This window comes from Pseudomonas fluorescens, assembly GCF_040448305.1.
Classification (GTDB): Bacteria; Pseudomonadota; Gammaproteobacteria; order Pseudomonadales; family Pseudomonadaceae; genus Aquipseudomonas; species Aquipseudomonas fluorescens_BH.
Map to the genome: position 1 here is coordinate 5634206 of NZ_CP148752.1, position 15855 is coordinate 5650060.

Annotated in this window: 15 protein-coding genes and 1 pseudogene; 9 read left to right on the top strand and 7 right to left on the bottom strand. The window is 59.8% G+C overall.

Features of this window, described 5'->3' with window-relative positions:
• Positions 1 to 11: 11 nt before the first annotated feature.
• From WHX55_RS25610 to WHX55_RS25620, 3 genes are all read left to right on the top strand, one after another.
• Positions 12 to 1154, top strand: coding sequence for a DUF1120 domain-containing protein (locus WHX55_RS25610; protein WP_151213863.1), 1143 nt, complete (start codon positions 12 to 14; stop codon positions 1152 to 1154).
• An 83-nt stretch (positions 1155 to 1237) separates the two neighbouring features.
• Positions 1238 to 1861, top strand: a complete 624-nt coding sequence (locus WHX55_RS25615; RefSeq protein ID WP_151213862.1) for a DUF1120 domain-containing protein — start codon at positions 1238 to 1240, stop codon at positions 1859 to 1861.
• 91 nt (positions 1862 to 1952) lie between these two features.
• Positions 1953 to 2603 (top strand): DUF1120 domain-containing protein, encoded by a 651-nt coding sequence (locus tag WHX55_RS25620; protein ID WP_151213861.1) that lies wholly within the window; start codon positions 1953 to 1955, stop codon positions 2601 to 2603.
• Positions 2604 to 2612: 9 nt separating this feature from the next.
• Here the strand turns inward: WHX55_RS25620 and WHX55_RS25625 are convergent, their stop codons facing one another.
• On the bottom strand, positions 2613 to 3914 hold the full coding sequence (locus WHX55_RS25625; RefSeq protein WP_353741537.1) for a CynX/NimT family MFS transporter: 1302 nt from the start codon (positions 3912 to 3914) through the stop codon (positions 2613 to 2615).
• Entirely contained in the window at positions 3904 to 4563 is a 660-nt protein-coding gene (locus tag WHX55_RS25630) for a FadR/GntR family transcriptional regulator (RefSeq protein ID WP_151213859.1), read from the bottom strand. The genes WHX55_RS25625 and WHX55_RS25630 overlap by 11 nt, the downstream gene beginning before the upstream one ends.
• A gap of 267 nt (positions 4564 to 4830) precedes the next feature.
• Here WHX55_RS25630 and WHX55_RS25635 point away from each other — a divergent pair, with 267 nt between their 5' ends.
• Together WHX55_RS25635 and WHX55_RS25640 are read left to right on the top strand one after the other, a co-directional pair.
• Positions 4831 to 5823, top strand: a complete 993-nt coding sequence (locus WHX55_RS25635) for a S8 family serine peptidase (RefSeq protein WP_353741538.1) — start codon at positions 4831 to 4833, stop codon at positions 5821 to 5823.
• A complete protein-coding gene (locus WHX55_RS25640) occupies positions 5783 to 6457 on the top strand; it encodes a S8 family serine peptidase (RefSeq protein WP_353743088.1) in 675 nt (224 codons plus the stop codon). Before WHX55_RS25635 ends, WHX55_RS25640 begins: the two co-directional genes overlap by 41 nt.
• Positions 6458 to 6523: 66 nt before the next feature.
• Here WHX55_RS25640 and WHX55_RS25645 read toward each other — a convergent pair whose 3' ends face one another.
• The 4 genes from WHX55_RS25645 to WHX55_RS25660 form a co-directional block, all read right to left on the bottom strand.
• The gene (locus tag WHX55_RS25645; RefSeq protein WP_007989979.1) at positions 6524 to 7288 is read right to left on the bottom strand and encodes an amino acid ABC transporter ATP-binding protein; all 765 of its coding nucleotides are present in this window, start codon (positions 7286 to 7288) and stop codon (positions 6524 to 6526) included.
• A 28-nt stretch (positions 7289 to 7316) separates the two neighbouring features.
• A complete protein-coding gene (locus WHX55_RS25650; RefSeq protein WP_095943796.1) occupies positions 7317 to 8414 on the bottom strand; it encodes an amino acid ABC transporter permease in 1098 nt (365 codons plus the stop codon).
• A 10-nt stretch (positions 8415 to 8424) separates the two neighbouring features.
• On the bottom strand, positions 8425 to 9606 hold the full coding sequence (locus WHX55_RS25655) for an amino acid ABC transporter permease (protein WP_150754541.1): 1182 nt from the start codon (positions 9604 to 9606) through the stop codon (positions 8425 to 8427).
• Between the two features lie 65 nt (positions 9607 to 9671).
• A complete protein-coding gene (locus tag WHX55_RS25660) occupies positions 9672 to 10703 on the bottom strand; it encodes an amino acid ABC transporter substrate-binding protein (protein WP_008018591.1) in 1032 nt (343 codons plus the stop codon).
• Between the two features lie 469 nt (positions 10704 to 11172).
• Between WHX55_RS25660 and WHX55_RS25665 the strand changes: the two genes are divergently transcribed.
• From WHX55_RS25665 to WHX55_RS25675, 3 genes are all read left to right on the top strand, one after another.
• Positions 11173 to 11829, top strand: a complete 657-nt coding sequence (locus WHX55_RS25665) for an alpha/beta hydrolase (protein ID WP_353741539.1) — start codon at positions 11173 to 11175, stop codon at positions 11827 to 11829.
• A 98-nt stretch (positions 11830 to 11927) separates the two neighbouring features.
• Positions 11928 to 13418, top strand: a complete 1491-nt coding sequence (gene rhlB, locus WHX55_RS25670) for an ATP-dependent RNA helicase RhlB (protein ID WP_150759574.1) — start codon at positions 11928 to 11930, stop codon at positions 13416 to 13418.
• Between the two features lie 137 nt (positions 13419 to 13555).
• On the top strand, positions 13556 to 14500 hold the full coding sequence (locus WHX55_RS25675) for an ornithine cyclodeaminase family protein (protein ID WP_353741540.1): 945 nt from the start codon (positions 13556 to 13558) through the stop codon (positions 14498 to 14500).
• Between the two features lie 4 nt (positions 14501 to 14504).
• Here WHX55_RS25675 and WHX55_RS25680 read toward each other — a convergent pair.
• A pseudogene (locus WHX55_RS25680) lies at positions 14505 to 14603 on the bottom strand (metal ABC transporter ATP-binding protein); the annotation flags it as partial.
• A gap of 47 nt (positions 14604 to 14650) precedes the next feature.
• On the opposite strand from WHX55_RS25680, the gene WHX55_RS25685 reads away from it, so the two are divergent.
• Entirely contained in the window at positions 14651 to 15778 is a 1128-nt protein-coding gene (locus tag WHX55_RS25685) for an FAD-binding oxidoreductase (RefSeq protein ID WP_353741541.1), read from the top strand.
• Positions 15779 to 15855: the final 77 nt, after the last annotated feature.

Consider the following 15855-nt stretch of genomic DNA (forward strand, 5'->3'; position numbering starts at 1 on the left):
GGAGGACTTTTATGAATCCATTTGGTTATTGGCTGCCAACCCTCATGTCCCTGGCAGTGAGCGGATTCACCTCGTTCGCCTCGGCGTCCGCTGACGACTGCCAGTTCAACCTGAGCCAGCCATTGCTCGATTACGGGCTGATGAACCGGGCGCTTCGCCCCGATTCGGCCCCGGAGCGAAACCTGGGCGAGCGTCAGCTGAGTCTGAGCCTGAACTGCTCACATCCCACCGATATGAGCCTGTTTTATCGGGCCCTGGCCGAGAATGCCGAACGTTTTCACTTTGCTGAACGCGGCAGCTATCAGATTCGTATTCGTGAAGCGGTGCTGGATGGTCAACCGGTAGCGATCGGGTTGATTGCCGGAGTCGGTCAATCGCCCGCAGAAACGGCGTCGAGCCTGATCTGGCGACCGGCGCACGGGATCGTTCCCGTACTCGCCGGCATGCCATTACAGGGCCGTCAATTCTCGGCGCAGCTTGAGCTGACTGCGTGGGTTCAAGAGCAGGGGCTGCAAGTGCGCGACGCGGTCACCTGGCAGGCCTCCGGTGTATTCGATGCAGTGGCTATCGGGCGCACCCCGGAGATTACTTTGCGTGCCCGTTTCGCTCCGGCGGCCTGTGAGCCAACGCTGTCCGACGGTGGCGTGGTCGACTTCGGCACGCTGTCCAGAAACGACCTGAACACTGACACAAGCACTCGCCTGCCGCCCAAGTCCCTGACGTTGAGTGTCAGCTGCGATGCGCCCACCGCATTCGCCCTGAGCATGCACGACAACCGCTCAGGCTCGGCAACGGTCAGCAGCGACAGTGACTACGGTCTGGGCACCGACAACCGCAACAACAAGATCGGCATGTATTCAGTGAGCGTCGAACCGACCGGCGCCAGGGCCGACAGTTTTGCCAGCCTTTATCAAACCCACTCCACTACCGCTGGCGCGGCCTGGAATACGTCCAGCATCAACGCACGCTCAATCGGAAAAACCGGTTACCTGGGCTTTACCGACACTGTCGGCACTGGCTCGGGCCCGATCCCGATCCAGAACCTCAGCACTACCTTGACCGTCGACGCCGTCATCGCACCAACCAATAGCCTGGACTTGAGCAGCGCCATCGATCTCGATGGCGCGGGGACGATCGAAATTATTTATTTGTAACACCCAACCCAATCCTGCGGGAAACGGGGCGAAGCAAGCCTCTCGGACCAGTCAGGAAAACAACCACAAAAGTGAGTAAAAAAATGAAAAAGTACTTTGCAGCACTTTCAACCACCGCACTGATCTGCGCCGCACCGCATGCCCTTGCGGCGTCGCATACTGACCTGACTGTCACGGGCAGCATCACGCCGGCCGCTTGTGATATCAGCTTGGCTAGTGGGGGGATTGTCGACATCGGCAAGAAATCGGTGAATGACCTTCATTCCACCAACAACACCTTGATAAATACGACAGCGATGCAACTGACCATGGCGTGTAGTGAGTCGATGCTATTCATGCTTAACCCGATCGATAACAGACCAAATACTGCAGCAGGAGGAGGCAATTACTTTGGAGTGGGATTGACCCCTAGTAATGAAAAACTCGGCTTCTTTGATATAAAGATCAAAGAATCCAAAGCAGATACAAACCTGGTACAGGCGATTGGCTCTACTGATGGCGGGGCAAACTGGATCAAGCAAGACAACATAATGAAAGGCAATCAGTCATCGGTTGCCGCTACCAGTGATCACTCCACGCGAATTGACGTCAAGGATCTCACCATGGACCTGGAAATCAACACCTACATTGCCGGTACCAACAACTTGACCATAGACAGAGAAGTCCCTATCGACGGCCTCGCAACGATTGAGGTTTGGTACAAGTAAAGTCATGACGCTGAACCGCTCTCAGCGTCAGCGAACGTGAGCGGTTCAGCGCCTGCAGGGACAACCCACTCAAATGAATGAGCATCCATGGATGAAAAATCACTTCGCAGCACTCGCGCTCACCGGGTTGATTGGCCTGGCGCCTCATGCCCTCGCCGCGTCGTCCGTTGAATTGACCGTCAAAGGCTTCATCACCCCACTGGCCTGCACACCCAGCCTGTCCAACAGCGGCCTCGTGGACTTTGGAAAAGTCCCCCGGCGGGATCTGAATGTCGATAAGCGCACGCGGCTGCGTGACCAGGCACTCGACTTCAGTATCCAGTGCACGACCCCCGGTCGCTTCGCCCTGCTCATGCGTGACAACCGCGAGGGCTCGGCCATCGTCAACAGTCAGATTTATTACGGTCTGGACTACGACGGCAGCGGCAACAAAATCGGCTTGTATTCATTGAATTTCAATCCTGAAAATACAGTCGTGGACGACCTGTCGCAGGTCTTTCGCACCGATTCGACCACCGGTGGCTTGGCCTGGAGTACATCGAACGACCGCACCATACCCATTGCTGCCAGGAGCTATCTGGGCTTCACCGACAGAGCAGGAAGCAACGCCGGCCCGATCGAAATCCGCCATCTGACGAGCCGGGTCATCGTCGAAACCGTTATTGCGCCAACCTCCGAGCTGGACCTGAGCACCGATGTACAAATCGATGGCAAGGCGACGCTGGAGATTGTTTACCTGTAGCGCCGTACTTCAGACTTTCTCGCTTTGTACCTGAACGTACAGCGAACGGCCGGCACCGAGCCCGGCGATGATCGCACCGAGGCCAATGACGCCAAAAATCCAGCCCACGGCTGTCCAGCCGCCGGTCCGGTCATGCACGATACCGACCGCGAACGGCCCCATGGACGCCAGGGTGTAACCGAAGCCCTGGGCCATGCTCGACAGATTCGCCGCAACGTGGGAATCCCGCGAGCGCAGCACGATCAGGGTCAACGCCAAACTGAAAGTGGCGCCCTGCCCCAACCCGAGCACGATCGCCCAGCCCCACAAGCCTTCGATCGGCGCATACAGGCAACCGAACAAGCCGCCGAGGGTCAAGGCCATCACGATCACAATCGCCAGGCGCTGATCCTTGCCGCGTGTCGCCAGCCATGGCGCGGCGAGGGAACTGACCAGTTGCACGATCACCGAACCCGACAGCACCAGTCCGGCCTGGGTCGGGGTCAGGCCACGTCCGATCAGGATCGACGGCAACCACCCAAATACGATGTAGGCCAAGGACGATTGCAAGCCCATGTACAAGGTCACTTGCCAGGCCAGCGGATCGCGCAGCAATCCCCGAACGCGATAGGCGACGTTGTGCGCGCCGTGTTTCTGGCCGACTTGCGGCAACCAGAACAGTGCCGCCGCAAATGCCGGAATAACCCAGAAGCCGAGGCCCAACGCCCAGCTCTTGTCGAAATGCTCACTGAGCGGCACGGTCGCACCTGCCGCCATCGCCGCGCCCAGGCACAGGGCCATGGTGTAGACACCGGTCATGGTCCCGGCCTGTTTCGGGAAATCGCGCTTGACGATGCCCGGCAGCAACACGCCGATCACGCCGATGCTGGCACCGGCCAGCACACTGCCGGCAAACAGGCCGATCTCACCGAACGAACTGCGCAGGATGATCCCGCCCGCCAGGGTCAACAGAATGCCCAGCACCACCCGCTCCGCACCAAATCGCCGCGCCAGCACGGGTGCCAACGGCGCAAACAGGCCCAGGCAAAGCACCGGCAACGTGGTCAGCAATCCCGCCGCGGACGCCGACAAGCCAAGGGACTTCGAGACCTCGCTGAGCATCGGCGCCATGCTCGACAGCGCCGGGCGCAGGTTCAGCGCCACCAGAATCAGGCCCAGCAGCAACAACCACGGCCGGCGCAGAACCGGGTGGGTTTGCTGGACCTGTTCGTCATCGGCCTCGGCGTCGATCAGCAGCTCTTCAATCTCCGCCGTGCGTTTGGACGGTGAAAGGTGATGGGTGGACATGCTGCTCTCGGTTTCAAGGTTCATTGATCAACTGCCTCGACAGGGCTTTGGCCCGTTCCGGGTCGCGTTGCTCGACGGCATCGAGCAAATCGATATGCAGGTCGAACACTTCCTGGCGGCGCGGGACGATGCTCAGGGTCTGGCGCAACTGCGCGCCGACGACGCTGGAGAAATAGCGATACAACTCGCTGAGGGTCGGGTTATGCGCGGCGTCCACCAAGCGGCGGTGAAACACCAGATCGCAGGCGATGTAGGTATCGAGATCGCCGTGATAGTGACTGCCACTGACACCCAGGGCCTCGCGCAATGCCACCAGGTCTTCGTCGGTGCGGCGCATGGCTGCCAGGCCGATGGCCTCGACTTCGAGGATGTGCCGGGTTTCGCGAGCCTGTTCAAGAGAACAGCGTGATAGCGCCTTGAGCGTGTCCAGTGGATCGACCACTGCCCGCAGGTAACTGCCATCACCCTGACGGATTTCGATCAACCCGGAAAACGCCAACACGCGCATGGCTTCGCGCACGGTGTTGCGGCTGATGCCCAACTCGGCGGACAACTCAGGCTCGGTGGGCAGGCGCTGGCCCACGACCCAGACACCCTGGTTGATACGCAGGCGCAGTTGGTCCAGAGCCTGATCAACCAGGGATCGTTTTACTAATGGAGAGATTTCAGACATGGAATTCGCCCTCTCATCCAATCATAGGATGAATTTTCTGACATGGTAGTCAGCTTCATTCAATCAGGCAAGCCACCCTCTCTCGCGTCTCACCCTGAAGCCTGAAGTCTCCTTAAGGCAGAAGATGAAATTCCTGACGACTGAAAGTGATTTCCCACCCAGGCCACACGAAAGAGCTGACATCTGAAATTGAGACAGACCATCAGACTTTCGGACTTTGAATGCGGGCACTTACGCTCGAATATCCAAAGGGAATGGGAGCAGCCAATGGAAGAAGTCATTTTCGGCAAGAAGCACAGCCGCCGTTTTTTACTGGAAAAGGATCGGCAACTGCTCGTTGTACGCAGTCAGGCCGGGAGCAAGCTTGATGAGACGTTACGCTACGAAAAAGCTCGACAGGCATTGGCCAACAGTGAGTTGGTACTGCACATCGAGGACGCCGACGTTCAGCTATTCAAACTGCCGGACAATTCGGACGTCCGCCAATGCAAGGCGTTGCTGCGCGAGCTACCAGACGTACGCTTCGCCGGCAGTGCCCTGGTCGATCCTCATACCCGGGAACCTGTTTTCTACACCGAAAACATTTTCCTGAAATTCGTCGATCGACTCACTGCGACAGAGTGCCTGGTTATCCTCGATGAGTTGGGTCTGACCATCAAACAGCAGGCTCCCTACGCGACCAATGCCTTCTTCGTACATCCCACACATTGTCGCGGCACTGAAGTCTGCTCATTCACCCTTCAATTGCTCGAACGTCAGGACGTCGACTACTGCCACCCGGAAATACTGCGTCCTGGGCAACGCCGGGCGATCCATGACAACCAATGGCACCTGAAGAGAACTACCGTCACCTATCAAGCTCAGGTCGATGCCAGCGCCAATGTCGAGGCAGCCCATGCCTTGGCCCTGGGTGAAGGCATCGTGATCGCGATCATCGACGATGCCTTTGATATCGATCACCCCGAGTTCGCCGGTACCGGCAAAATCATCGGCGCGAAAAACTTTGACCGTCGTAACGCCAGTCAAGACCCACGGCCGAAAAATCCCCTTGAGCGCCACGGGACTGCGGCCGCCGGTGTTGCATGCGCCAATGGTGAAGCCGGCGTCAGCGGCGTGGCCCCTCGAGCCAGTCTCATGCCGTTGAAACTGACCAGGCCACTAGGCACCCGGGCCGAAGCAGACGCGTTTTTTCTGGGCCGCGGACCAAGGGGCCGATATCATTTCCTGCAGTTGGGGGCCGCCGGAAGGACATTGGGCTGACCCTACCGACGCGAGACACTCTCAGGAGTTTCCGCTGGCCGCGAGTACCCGCCTGGCCATAGAGTACGCCGCGACCAAGGGCCGCCAAGGCAAAGGCTGCGTCATCTTTTTTGGTGCCGGCAACGGCAACGAGAGCGTGGACAACGATGGCTATGCCAGCCATCCCATGGTTATTGCCGTGGGTGCCTGCAATGATCAAAATCGTCGCAGTGCCTACAGTGACTACGGTAAAGCACTGTGGTGTTGCTTTCCCAGCGGGGACCAGCCACACCCGGATCCAAAGTTTAAACCCGCCACTTCAGTCCCCCAGACCCGAGGCATTCGAACCACGGATCTGAGCGGCAGGTTTGCCGATCCGATCAATGCTGCTTACACCGAGTTGTTCAGCGGCACTTCCAGTGCCTGTCCTGGAGCCGCGGGCGTGGCAGCTCTGGTACTGGGGGTCAACCCGGCACTGGACCGCGAGCAGGTTCGACAGCTCCTCGCCGATTGCTGCGACAAAATCAGCCACGCCGACGACGGCCCCCTCGGTCAATACGACCCAAACGGCCACAGTCATTACTACGGTCATGGTCGTCTCAATGCCCTGCGGGCAGTGCAATTGGCACTGGAACGCGGCAAAACCGCAGGCTGAAACGCACACATAAAAAAAAGCCCCACCGATCAATCGGCGGGGCTCCTTGAGACTGTCACAGACCAATCAATGCAGGATCTGGCTCAGGAACAGCTTGGTGCGTTCATTCTGCGGCTTGTCGAAGAAGTCGTTCGGTGCAGCCTGCTCGACGATTTCGCCCTTGTCCATGAAGATCACGCGGTTGGCCACGGTGCGGGCGAAGCCCATTTCGTGGGTCACGCAGAGCATGGTCATGCCGTCTTCGGCCAGGCCGATCATGGTGTCCAGTACCTCTTTCACCATCTCCGGGTCGAGTGCCGAGGTCGGCTCGTCGAACAGCATGATCTTCGGCTTCATGCACAGCGCGCGAGCGATCGCCACACGCTGTTGCTGACCACCGGACAGTTGCCCCGGGTACTTGTGCGCCTGCTCCGGAATGCGTACGCGTTCCAGGTAGTGCATGGCAATTTCCTCGGCCTTGCGCTTGGGCATCTTGCGTACCCACATCGGCGCCAGCGTGCAGTTCTGCAAGATGGTCAGGTGCGGGAACAGGTTGAAGTGCTGGAACACCATGCCGACTTCACGACGGATCGCTTCGATCTGCTTGAGGTCGTTGGTCAGCTCCACGCCATCGACCACGATGCGGCCTTGCTGGTGTTCTTCCAGACGATTGAGGCAGCGGATGGTGGTGGACTTGCCGGAACCCGACGGGCCGCACAGCACGATACGCTCGCCCTGCTTGACGTTGAGATTGATGTCCTTGAGTACGTGAAACTGACCGTACCACTTGTTCACGCCCTGCATCTGAATAATGCCTTCAGGGCTCACAGGCTGTTTGATTGCTTCGCTCATCACAAAACTTCCTAAATTAGGTAGCGACTTAGCGCTTGTGGCCAGTGTCGAGCTTGCGTTCCAGATGCATGGAATAGCGCGACATACCAAAACAGAAAATCCAGAACACCAGGGCGGCGAACACATAGCCTTCGGTGGCCATGCCCAGCCATTTCGGGTCGGCGGCGGCTTGCTTGACGCTGTTGAGCAGGTCGAACAGACCGATGATGATCACCAGGCTCGTGTCCTTGAACAGCGCAATGAAGGTGTTGACGATGCCGGGGATCACCAGCTTCAGGGCTTGCGGCAGAATCACCAGGCCCATGCTGCGCCAGTAGCCCAGGCCCATCGCTGCCGCTGCTTCGTACTGACCTTTGGGAATCGCTTGCAGACCGCCGCGCACCACTTCAGCCACGTAGGCCGACTGGAACAGGATCACGCCGATCAACGCCCGCAGCAGCTTGTCGAAGTTCATGCCTTCAGGCAGGAACAACGGCAGCATCACCGAGGACATGAACAGCACCGTGATCAACGGCACGCCGCGCCAGAATTCGATGAAGGTCACGCAGACCACGCGAATCGCCGGCATGTTCGAGCGACGGCCCAGCGCCAGGACGATCCCCAGCGGCAATGCACCGGCGATGCCGACGGTGGCGATCACCAGGGTCAGCATCAGGCCGCCCCACTGGCTGGTCGCCACGGCATCCAGACCCAATACGCCGCCATGCAGCAGGCACCAGGCAATGATCGGGTACAGCACCAGGAAGCTCAGCCCGTACACCGCCTTATGGTGAAAGCGCGAGATGAACAACGGCGCCACGCCTACAATCGCCAGCCACACCGTCAGGTCCACGCGCCAGCGCAGTACCGGCGGGTAGTAGCCGTACATGAACTGGCCGAAACGCTGCTGGATGAACACCCAGCAGGCGCCCTCCTTGGTGCAGTCGGCCTGGCTGGTGCCGACCCAGTTGGCGTCAAGGATCGCCCACTGCAGGATCGGCGGTACCACCAGGTAGATGAGGTAGAACGCGAACAGGGTCAGCAGGGTGTTGAGCCAGCTGGAGAACATATTCGCGCGCATCCACGCCACCGCACCGATGCTGCGGTTCGGTGGCGGCATGTCAGGTTTGAAAGTATGAGTACTCATGCGCTTTTCCTTACCGCTCGATCAGCGCAATGCGCTTGTTGTACCAGTTCATCAGCAGGGAAATGCTGATACTGATCGCCAGGTACACGCTCATGGTGATCGCAATCACCTCGATCGCCTGGCCGGTCTGGTTGAGCACGGTCCCGGCGAACAGCGAGACCATTTCCGGATAACCGATACCGGCCGCCAGCGAGGAGTTTTTCGCCAGGTTCAGGTATTGGCTGGTTAGCGGTGGAATGATCACGCGCAGGGCTTGCGGAATGATCACCTTGCGCAGGGTCGGACCGTTGCGCAGGCCGAGGGAATGCGCCGCTTCGGTCTGGCCATGGCTGACCGACTTGATGCCCGAACGCACGATCTCGGCAATGAATGCCGCGGTGTACACCGTCAGGGCCAGGGTCAGCGCCAGCAGTTCCGGGATCAACACCCAGCCACCGACGAAGTTGAAGCCCTTGAGTTCCGGCATTTCCCAGTGCACCGGTGCACCGAAAATCAGCGCGCACAGCGCAGGGATCACCAGGAACATCGCCAGGCCAACCCAGAACTTGTGGAACGGCACACCGGTGGCTTCGAAGCGCTTGGTCGCCCAGCGGCTCATCAGCACGATGGCGACGATGGCGACGACAACGCTGGTCACAAACGGCCAGAAACCGTCCGCCATCAACGCCGCCGGCATGTTCAGGCCACGGCTGCTGACAAAGAAGGTGTCGCCAAAGTTATGACTGTTACGCGGCCCCGGCATCGTCAGGAACACCGCGAAGTACCAGAACAGGATCTGCAGCAGCGGCGGAATGTTGCGGAAGACTTCCACATACACCGTCGCTACCTTGGCGATGATCCAGTTCTTCGACAGCCGTGACACGCCGACGATGAACCCCAGGATCGTCGCCAGGATCACGCCGATGAAGGTCACCAACAGGGTGTTGAGCAGGCCGATGACAAACACCCGAGCGTATGTGTCCGCTTCGGTGTAGTCGATCAGGTGTTGAGCGATGCCGAAACCGGCACTGCGCTCCAGAAAGTCGAAACCGGAGGTAATGCCCCGGTGTTGCAGGTTGGTCTGGGTGTTATCGAACAGATACCAGCCCAGCGAGACCACCGCGATAATCGTGATGATCTGGAATACCCAAGCACGCACGCGTGGATCGCTGAGGCTGAGCCTCTGCTTTGGTGCGCCGATTGAATTTTGCATGAAGTGCCCCGGAAATAATGGAACAGAACATCACCCGGTGGTTGGCCCACCGGGTGATAGAACCATCAGCGCACTGGTGGTGCGTATTGAATGCCGCCAGCGTTCCACAGAGCGTTCAGCCCGCGGTCGATTTCCAGCGGAGTGCTCTTGCCGAGGTTTTTCTCGAACACTTCGCCGTAGTTGCCGACTTGCTTGATGATCTGCACGACCCAGTCTTTCTTCACTTTCAGGTCTTTGCCGTATTCACCGTCGGTGCCGAGCAGACGGGCAACGTCAGGGTTCTTGGTGCCCTTGGCTTCGGCTTCGACGTTCTTCGAAGTGATGCCGGCTTCTTCAGCGTTGAGCATGGCGTAGCCAGTCCAGCGCACGATGGCCAGCCACTCGTCGTCGCCATTACGCACGACCGGGCCCAGAGGTTCCTTGGAAATGGTTTCCGGCAGAACCACGTAGTCTTTCGGCGAAGCCAGCTTGCTGCGCTGGGCGAACAGCTGGGATTTGTCCGAGGTCAGTACGTCGCAACGACCGGATTCCAGCGACTTGGCGCTTTCGTCGGAGGTGTCGAAGGTGATCGGGGTGTATTTCAGGCCGTTGCCGCGGAAGTAGTCGGAAACGTTCAGTTCGGTAGTGGTACCGGCCTGGATGCAGATGGTTGCACCGTCCAGTTCCTTGGCGCTCTTGACGCCCAGCTTGTTGTTTACCAGGAAGCCGATGCCGTCGTAGTAGGTAATGAAGCCCGGGAATTTCAGGCCCATGCCCGCATCACGGGAGCTGGTCATGGTGGTGTTGCGCGACAGAATGTCGATTTCGCCGGATTGCAGCGCGGTGAAGCGCTCCTTGGCGTTCAACTGGCTGAACTTGACCTTGGTCGCGTCGCCGAAGACAGCCGCCGCTACTGCACGGCAGTAGTCAGCGTCGATACCGACGATCTTGCCGGTGGAATCCGGAACCGAGAAGCCTGGCAGACCATCGCTGACGCCACACTGCACGAAACCTTTCTTCATCACTGCATCCAGGGTTGCGCCCGCCTGGGCAAACCCGCTGACACCGAGTACTGCGGCTGCAGTCACGATAGCCAGGGTGGATTTCAACATCTTCATTCAAACCTCCAGTTTTGCTCTTGTTGTGTCGGAGCGTGAGTCCTGTCGCACCCTTTTGAGGCGTAGTCGACCCGTGTTGGCTTGTTTTGGGGTCAACCGACGTAAGACGTTAGCTATGAGTCTAGTAGGAGAAAATCCACGTCATGGATTACTCACCTCTCACCAATCGGCCGAACGGGCTGTAGCCCTTTCACGTTCGCGAAGCCCCGTATCGGCCTGTGGCGAACATCCATCACCGGATTCATTGCTATCCCACAGTCGGCAGTACACTGATAGTGTTACCGCCGGGCGCGAGATGTGTTGCACCGTTTCTCCATAGCAAAGCCCGTACCACACCGCTCGCCGAAGCGGTTCAGCTGCAGGTCAATAGCAAAACTTGTACGCTTGCGACACTTTCTTAACGGATCAACCTGACGCGCACTTTGATCACGCACTTTTATGTGCGCGCACGCACAACATTGGAGCAGCCATGACCAACCCCTTGATTCTTGAACCCGTCAAGACCGCAGACGCCTGCGTTATCTGGCTGCATGGCCTGGGCGCCGACCGCTATGATTTCCTGCCGGTGGCCGAAGCCCTGCAGGAAACCCTGTTGAGCACCCGCTTTGTTTTGCCCCAGGCACCGAGCCGCGCCGTGACCATCAACGGCGGTTACGAGATGCCGAGCTGGTACGACATATTGGCCATGAGCCCGGCGCGCGCGATCAATCGCGAGCAACTGGAAGAGTCGACCAACTGGATCATCGAACTGATCGAAACGCAGAAGGCCAGCGGAATAGACGCCTCGCGGATCTTCCTGGCAGGCTTTTCCCAGGGCGGTGCCGTGGTTTTCCACACCGCGTTTCTGAAATGGCAGGGACCGTTGGGTGGCGTAGTTGCCCTATCTACTTATGCACCGACCTTCAGCGACGAACTGCAACTGTCCGCCAGCCAGCAGCGGATCCCGGTGCTGTCGATGCACGGCCAGTACGACGATGTGGTGCAAAACTCGATGGGGCGCAGCGCCTACGAGCATTTGAAGCTGCGTGGTGTCACCGTGACATGGCAGGAGTACCCAATGGGTCACGAAGTGTTACCCGAAGAAATTCGCGACATCGGCGTCTGGCTCGCCGAGCGCTTGCGCTGAGCATCGATGTTTAAAAGCGCCCTTTGATCCATCCCACTACGCCGCGCCCGATTCTTGCATTACACTGGCCGGCGTACATTCCTTAATCAATTGATGAGATGACCGTGCTCAAAGCACTCAAGAAAATGTTCGGTAAAAGCGAGACTGAGCAACTCGCGCCAGTTCCCAGCCCTGCGTCTCACGCTCCCGGCCACCGCACCGACGGTAATCAATCTGAACGAGCCGCCGCCACCGCGGCACCCAAGCATGAGCCGAAGACCCCAATAGCTGCCCAGCCTGCGGCGATAACAGCCCCGGAGCAGCCGCTCAGCGAAACGCCGAAACCCGCCAAACCGCGCCGCGAACCCAAGCCCAAGGCACCGGTCATCCCATGGAAACTCGAAGACTTCGTCGTCGAGCCCCAGGAAGGCAAGACCCGCTTCCACGATTTCAAACTCGCCCCGGAACTGATGCACGCCATCCAGGACCTGGGCTTCCCGTATTGCACGCCGATCCAGGCCCAAGTGCTGGGCTTCACCCTCGCGGGCAAAGACGCCATCGGCCGCGCCCAGACCGGTACCGGCAAGACCGCTGCGTTCCTGGTCTCGATCATCACCCAGTTGCTGCAAACGCCGCCGCCGAAAGAGCGCTACATGGGTGAGCCACGGGCACTGATCATCGCGCCGACCCGCGAACTGGTGGTGCAGATCGCCAAGGACGCCGCCGACCTGACCAAGTACACCGGCCTCAACGTCATGACGTTCGTCGGTGGCATGGACTTCGACAAGCAGCTCAAGCACCTCGAAGCCCGCCACTGCGACATCCTCGTGGCCACGCCGGGCCGCCTGCTGGACTTCAACCAGCGCGGCGACGTGCATCTGGACATGGTCGAAGTGATGGTGCTGGACGAAGCCGACCGCATGCTCGATATGGGCTTCATTCCGCAAGTGCGCCAGATCATTCGCCAGACGCCGCCGAAGTCCGAGCGTCAGACGCTGCTGTTCTCCGCGACCTTCACCGAAGACGTGATGAACCTGGCCAAGCAATGGACCACCGACCCGTCGATCGTCGAGATCGAATCGCAGAACGTGGCCAACGAAAACGTCGAGCAGCACATCTACGCGGTGGCCGCTGCCGACAAGTACAAACTGCTCTACAACCTGGTCAACGACAATGGTTGGGAGCGGGTCATCGTCTTCGCCAACCGCAAGGATGAAGTGCGGCGCATCGAAGAACGCCTGGTGCGTGACGGCATCAACGCCGCGCAACTGTCCGGCGACGTGCCGCAGCACAAGCGCATCAAGACCCTGGAAGGCTTCCGCGAAGGCAAGATCCGCGTCCTGGTCGCCACCGATGTGGCCGGTCGCGGCATCCACATCGACGGCATCAGCCACGTGATCAACTTCACCCTGCCGGAAGTGCCGGACGACTACGTGCACCGCATCGGTCGTACCGGTCGTGCTGGCGCCGACGGTGTGTCCATCAGCTTTGCCGGTGAAGACGACTCCTACCAGCTACCGTCCATCGAGGAAAAGCTGGGGCGTAAGATCAGCTGTGAAACGCCACCGACGCATCTGTTGCGGGCCGTTGAACGCAAGCGTCCTCATTAAGCGACGCTGAAAAGACAAGCGCAGCCGGCAACGGACTGCGCTTTTTTTTCGCCCGGCTTTTTTCAACAGGAGCTTGCCAGAGATATCTAAAAGTCCATAATGGACAAATTAGTTTACTTCCAACTCCGGAGCCGACCATGTCCAGTGCGCCCCAAGTGATCCCCCAAGCCCAGGCTCGCGAGCTACTGGCGCAGGTTGATGTGCCGCAGATCCTGCGCAAACTCTTCCGCGACCTGGCCGCCGGGCAAGCCGTACAACCGGCGCAGCAACTGGTGGAGTTTCCACAGGGCGCCGGCGACTTCATCAACTACCTGGGCGTGCTGGCCGAAGACGGTGTGTACGGGATCAAGACATCGCCATACATCGTCCGTGAACAGGGGCCGCTGGTGACGGCGTGGACGCTGTTGATGTCGATGCAAACCGGCCAGCCGCTGTTGCTGTGCGATGCCGGAGAACTGACCACCGCTCGCACCGCGGCCACCACCGCCGTGGCGGTCGACGCCCTCGCGCCACCCACAGCCAATCGCCTGGCCATCATCGGCAGCGGCAAAGTGGCCCAGGCGCACCTGCATTACGTAAAAGGCCTGCGCGACTGGCAGAGCATCAGCCTGTACTCGCCGAGCTTGAGCGAAGACGCCGAAACCGTGAGCCTGCTGAAAAACATCGAGCCACGCCTGAACATCGTCGACAGTCGCGAAGCTGCCGTTCAGGACGCCGACGTGATCATGCTCTGCACCTCGTCCGCCGGTCCGGTGATCGACCCGTCAAGCCTGTGCAAACCAGCGCTTATCACCTCCATCAGTACCAATGCGCCGCGCGCCCATGAAGTGCCGCCGCAAAGCCTCAGAGACATGCAGGTGTTTTGCGACTATCGCCTGACCACCCCGGGCTCGGCCGGTGAAATGCTGATCGCCGCCGAACGGCACGGCTGGGACAAAAGCGCGATTATCGGCGACCTGCCCGACCTGCTCAGCGAAAAAGTCCTGCGCCCCGATTACGATCGCCATGTGTTTTTCCGCTCGATCGGCCTGGGCCTGGAAGACATTGCGCTGGCCAATGCGATCTATCGCCTGTCCCGCTGACACCACCACTCACCTGTGGGAGCGAGCCTGCTCGCGAATACGATCTTTCATTCAACATAGATGTTGACTGATCCGACGCTTTCGCGAGCAGGCTCGCTCCCACAGGAAATCTCTACACCATTGGCATTTACGCCCCAACAGGAGACGTTCATGAGCCAGGCAGATTTCATCATCATCGGCGGCGGGATTGCCGGTGCTTCCACGGGTTTCTGGCTGTCGCAGCACGGCCGCGTGATCGTGCTCGAACGCGAATCCCATCCGGCCTATCACTCCACCGGTCGTTCGGCGGCGCTGTACACCGCGGCCTACGGCACCCCGCAAGTGCGGGCGTTGACCCTGGCCAGCCGGGACTTTTTCGACAACCCGCCCGGCGGTTTCTGCGAACACCCGCTGCTGACCCCGCGCGGCGAAATGACCGTGGACCTGACCGGTGACCCGGACGAACTGAACAGGCAATACCAGAGCGCAAAAACCACGGTGCCGGAGATGCAGTTGCTCGACGCCGACGCGGCCTGCGCGTTGGTGCCGGTCCTGCGCCGGGAAAAAGTCCACGGCGCCATCTACGACCCGACCGCCAGCGACATCGACACCGACGCCCTGCACCAGGGCTATTTGCGCGGTATCCGCCGCAACCAGGGCGAAGTGCATACCGACAGCGAAGTCGTCAGCCTGAGCCGCGACGGCCAAGGTACATGGCAGGTCCAGACCGGCAGCCAGACGTTCAGCGCGCCGATCATCATCAACGCCGCTGGCGCCTGGGCCGACAAGATCGGCGAACTGGCTGGCGCCAAGCCGCTGGGCCTGCAACCGAAACGCCGTGCCGCGTTCATCTTCGCCGGCCCCGAAGGCGTGGACATCCACAATTGGCCGATGCTGGTCAGCCTCGACGAATCCTTCTACATGAAACCCGACGCCGGAATGTTCCTCGGTTCGCCGGCCAACGCCGACCCGGTGGAACCCCACGATGTGCAGCCCGAAGAGCTGGACATCGCCATGGGCATCTACCAGATCGAAGAAGCCACGACCCTGACCATTCGCCGCCCGACCCGCACCTGGGCCGGCCTGCGCAGCTTCGTCAGCGACGGCGACTTGCTGTCCGGCTTCGATCCACAGGTACCGGGGCTGTTCTGGGTCGCGGCACAAGGCGGTTATGGCATCCAGACCTCGCCGGCCATGGGCCAGGCCAGCGCGGCACTGGTGCGCGGCGCCGCATTGCCCGAGTCACTCCGCCATTTCGGCCTGAATGCCGAAATGCTCTCCCCTGCCCGCCTCGGCTGATCCTGATCCTCAGGTGACGTGCCCACACGATTACGGCACACTTTCAGCGCCCCTTTGATGGGGCGCTGACGCTGCCC